This window comes from Aeromonas sp. HMWF015 (assembly GCF_963878965.1).
Classification (GTDB): domain Bacteria; phylum Pseudomonadota; class Gammaproteobacteria; order Enterobacterales; family Aeromonadaceae; genus Aeromonas; species Aeromonas veronii.
In genome coordinates, this window is the sequence record NZ_CAWNZT010000412.1 from 1 (window position 1) to 4,202 (window position 4,202).

At 56.0% G+C, this 4,202-nt stretch carries 4 protein-coding genes and 1 pseudogene; 3 read left to right on the plus strand and 2 right to left on the minus strand.

Annotated elements, in window-relative coordinates; all coding sequences use genetic code 11:
• Together AACS18_RS21105 and rfaD are read right to left on the minus strand one after the other, a co-directional pair.
• Nucleotides 1–390, minus strand: a pseudogene (locus AACS18_RS21105) (glycosyltransferase); the annotation flags it as partial.
• A gap of 64 nt (nucleotides 391–454) precedes the next feature.
• The gene (gene rfaD / locus AACS18_RS21110) at nucleotides 455–1,411 is read right to left on the minus strand and encodes an ADP-glyceromanno-heptose 6-epimerase (protein ID WP_108613227.1); all 957 of its coding nucleotides are present in this window, start codon (nucleotides 1,409–1,411) and stop codon (nucleotides 455–457) included.
• 158 nt (nucleotides 1,412–1,569) lie between these two features.
• On the opposite strand from rfaD, the gene AACS18_RS21115 reads away from it, so the two are divergent.
• The 3 genes from AACS18_RS21115 to tdh all read left to right on the plus strand — a co-directional run.
• Nucleotides 1,570–2,214, plus strand: a complete 645-nt coding sequence (locus AACS18_RS21115) for a TetR/AcrR family transcriptional regulator (protein ID WP_108613228.1) — start codon at nucleotides 1,570–1,572, stop codon at nucleotides 2,212–2,214.
• Nucleotides 2,215–2,329: 115 nt separating this feature from the next.
• Nucleotides 2,330–3,520 (plus strand): glycine C-acetyltransferase, encoded by a 1,191-nt coding sequence (locus AACS18_RS21120; RefSeq protein WP_108613229.1) that lies wholly within the window; start codon nucleotides 2,330–2,332, stop codon nucleotides 3,518–3,520.
• Between the two features lie 68 nt (nucleotides 3,521–3,588).
• Nucleotides 3,589–4,202, plus strand: a 614-nt coding sequence (gene tdh / locus AACS18_RS21125) for an L-threonine 3-dehydrogenase (protein WP_108613230.1), incomplete at its 3' end; no start/stop codon positions are given.

Consider the following 4,202-nt stretch of genomic DNA (forward strand, 5'->3'; position numbering starts at 1 on the left):
GTCTATATGAACCCATGCGATCTTTCGAACAATAGAATTCAGGTGAGATAACAACAGCGAGCTATTACCTTCCAAAAATGCCACACCGACATCATATCGTTCGCTAAATATGAAACTGGCCAACCATTTGGTATTGACAACAAAATTCCACCAACGTTTTTTAATAGAAAATAAAATTTTCCGCTGAAACCACCCCGATGGTTCGGTCGGCAACAGAAATTTTACTGTTACATTTTGGGGAACCTGAGATAAATATACACCCTCATGCCTCAATAAAAGCAAAGTTATAGCGTACTTACTAAAATCCAAACGCTTAAGCGTTTCAATAAGGACCTTTTCGGCGCCTCCTCCGCCCAATGTTTCCATTATAAATAATACTTTTTTCTTCATGCTTACCACATAGAAAATAATGAAAAAGCCGCCTGATTGGCGGCCATTCCGCAAGAGCGAATAATCAGGCCCGGTTGAGCCAGGCCATGTAATCCGCTACCCCTTCGGCAACGGTTTTGAACTCGGCGTCATAACCGACACTGCGCAGCTTGGTCATGTCAGCCTGGGTGAAGCTCTGGTAGCGACCTTTGAGGTGATCCGGGAAGGGGATGTACTCGATGGCACCCTTCTGATGATGCTTGATCACCGCTTCGGCCACGTTCTGGAATGGCTCGGCACGGCCGGTACCACAGTTGAAGATGCCGGAGTGCTGCGGGTTCTGCCAGAACCAGAGGTTTACCTTGCAGACGTCGTCAATATAGATGAAGTCGCGCATCTGGCCACCGTTCGGGAAACCGTCACAGCCTTCAAACAGCTTGGGATTCTCGCCCTTCTTCACCTGGGTATTGAGGTGGAAAGCGACGGAAGCCATGGAGCCTTTGTGCTGCTCGCGCGGGCCGTAGACGTTGAAGTACTTGAGGCCGACCACCTGAGAGTTGATCTCCGGCATCCAGCGGCGCACGTACTGGTCAAACAGCTGCTTGGAGTAGCCATAGACGTTGAGCGGCTGTTCGAACTTGGGATCTTCGATGAAGTTGTCGTTGCGGCCACCGTAGGTTGCGGCAGAGGAGGCGTAGATAAACGGGATCTCACGCTCGATGCAGTAGTGGAACAGATCCTTGGAGTACTCGTAGTTGACCTCCATGATGAACTTGCCGTTCCACTCGGTGGTGGCAGAGCAGGCGCCTTCATGGAAGATCACCTCGATGCCATCCCACTCTTCGAAATCGTCACCAGACACTATACGGTGCTGAAACTCTTCCTTATCCATGTAGTCAGCGATGGTCAGATCGACCAGGTTGACGAACTTGGTGCCGTCGGTCAGGTCATCAATGACCACGATATCGGTCCGTCCTTGAGCGTTCAGCTGCTTGACCAGATTGCTGCCGATAAAGCCAGCACCGCCAGTTACTACGATCATGGAGTTTGCCTCTCGTACGTTGATGGCTACATGTGACTGCTTGTTAAAGCTGTGTATAGTGAGCCAATTTGAAATTGCCGAAAAGTTTATCACGGGCGGTCTGGGGATTCGACCTTGTTAAAATCGCCCCCAGACGAAACCCGCTGGAGGAATGAGTGATGAAAACCAGAGACAGGATCATTCACAGCGCGACCGAGCTGTTCAACGATCAGGGTGAACGCAACATCACCACCAACCATATTGCGGCGCACATGGGCATCAGCCCGGGCAACCTCTATTACCACTTCCGCAATAAAGAAGACATCATCCACTCCATCTTCGACCAGTATGCCCGCCACCTGAGCGAGAGCTTCATCCCGACCCGCAACCGTGAAATCACCCTGCAGGATCTGATGGGCTATCTGGATGCCATCTTCTATCTGATGTGGCAGTTCCGCTTCTTCTACGCCAACCTGCCAGACATCCTGAGCCGAGACGAACCGCTGCAACAGAAGTACCTCAAGGCTCAGGAGCAGATGCGAGCATCAGTGGTCGCCCTGCTCAAGAGCCTGCGCGAAGGGGGCATTATCGATGTCAGCGACGAAGACCTGCCGGGTCTGGGCCAAACAATCAAGATGGTGGTGACCTGCTGGATCCCGTTCCAGATTGCCCAGGCGCCCAACACCCGCATCACCAAACCGCTGCTCTATCAGGGAGTGTTGAAGGTGCTGTTCCTGCTGCGCCCCTATGTGCAACCCCAAGTGGCCACGCAGATCCGCCAGCTGGAACAGCATTACCGTCAGCTGGCCCAACCAGTTGGGTGAGATCTGTTTCACATTTGTTGAATATCAGCACAATCATTTGAATTTGCCGCAACAGATTGCAGTAAAATGTCGCCCTCTGTTGATACGCAGCTGAAATAGCCAATAAGGATCGAGGATGTCTAACGGATTCTATCGTCACCTGACCGAGCAACTGAACCAGGTGCAAGCGGAAGGGTTGTACAAGCAGGAGCGCATCATCACCTCCGCCCAGCAGGCCAGCATCGCCGTCGGCGGTGAGCAGGTACTGAACTTCTGTGCCAACAACTATCTGGGGCTGGCCAACCACCCGGATCTGGTCGCCGCCGCCCATCAGGGGCTGGATAGCCACGGCTTCGGCATGGCTTCGGTGCGCTTCATCTGTGGCACCCAGGACCAGCACAAAGCGCTGGAGCAGAAGATGTCCGGCTTCCTCGGCACCGAGGACACCATCCTCTACTCCTCCTGCTTCGATGCCAATGGCGGCCTGTTCGAGACCCTGTTCGGCGCCAAAGATGCCATCATCTCCGATGCACTCAACCACGCCTCCATCATCGACGGCGTGCGGCTGTGCAAGGCCAAGCGCTATCGCTACGCCAACAACGACATGGCCGAACTGGAAGCTCAGCTGAAACAGGCGGATGCCGATGGTGCCCGCTTCAAGCTGATCGCCACCGACGGGGTCTTCTCCATGGATGGGGTCATCGCTGACCTCAAATCCATCTGCGATCTGGCAGACAAATACGATGCGCTGGTGATGGTGGATGACTCCCACGCCGTCGGCTTTATCGGCGAAAACGGCCGCGGTACCCACGAATATTGTGGCGTGCTGGATCGGGTCGACATCATCACCGGCACCCTGGGCAAGGCGCTCGGCGGCGCCTCCGGTGGCTATACCTCCGGCAAGAAAGAGGTGATCGACTGGCTGCGTCAGCGCTCCCGCCCTTACCTCTTCTCCAACTCGCTGGCCCCCTCCATAGTCGCCGCCACCATCAAGGTTATCGACATGCTGGCCGAGGGTCACGACCTGCGCGCCCGCCTGAAAGAGAACAGCCAATACTTTCGCGAGCGCATGAGCGCCGCGGGCTTCACTCTGGCGGGTGCCGACCACGCCATCATTCCGGTGATGCTGGGGGATGCCAAACTGGCCTCCGAGATGGCGAGCCGCATGCTGGCTGCCGGCATCTATGTGGTGGGCTTCTCCTTCCCGGTAGTGCCCAAGGGTCAGGCGCGCATTCGCACCCAGATGTCTGCCGCCCACACCCGCGAGCAGCTGGACAAGGCGATCGACGCCTTCATCCGCATCGGCCGTGAACTCGGCGTTATCTGATTTGAATCAAGGGGCTGCAGCCCCTTTTTTCTGCATTCATAGTGATTGACTGGCATGAAGGAACAACCATGAAAGCACTCTCCAAACTCAAAAAAGAGGTCGGCATCTGGATGACGGATGTGCCGGCCCCCGAGCTCGGCCACAACGATCTGCTGATCAAGATCCGCAAAACTGCCATCTGCGGTACCGATATCCATATCTACAACTGGGACGAGTGGTCCCAGAAGACCATTCCGGTGCCCATGGTGGTCGGCCACGAATATGTGGGGGAAGTGGTCGCCATCGGTCAGGAGGTGCGCGGCTTCGCCATCGGTGATCGGGTCTCCGGTGAAGGGCACATCACCTGCGGCCACTGCCGCAACTGCCGCGCCGGGCGCACCCATCTGTGCCGCAACACCATTGGCGTTGGCGTCAATCGCCCGGGTGCCTTTGCCGAATATCTGGTGATCCCCGCGTTCAACGCCTTCAAACTGCCGGACAACATCCCGGACGAGCTGGCTGCCATCTTCGACCCGTTCGGCAATGCGGTGCACACCGCCCTCTCCTTCGATCTGGTGGGTGAAGATGTGCTCATCACCGGAGCAGGCCCCATCGGTATCATGGCCGCCGCCGTCTGCCGCCATGTGGGGGCGCGCCACGTGGTGATCACCGACGTCAACGAATACCGGCTGGAGCTGGCCCG

What these genes read in the sequence shown, in the direction of transcription:
- AACS18_RS21115 (WP_108613228.1), top strand. Translation starts at nt 1,570, where the DNA reads ATGAAAACCAGAGACAGGATCATTCACAGCGCGACCGAGCTGTTCAAC.
- rfaD (WP_108613227.1), bottom strand. Translation starts at nt 1,411, where the DNA reads ATGATCGTAGTAACTGGCGGTGCTGGCTTTATCGGCAGCAATCTGGTC.
- AACS18_RS21120 (WP_108613229.1), top strand. Translation starts at nt 2,330, where the DNA reads ATGTCTAACGGATTCTATCGTCACCTGACCGAGCAACTGAACCAGGTG.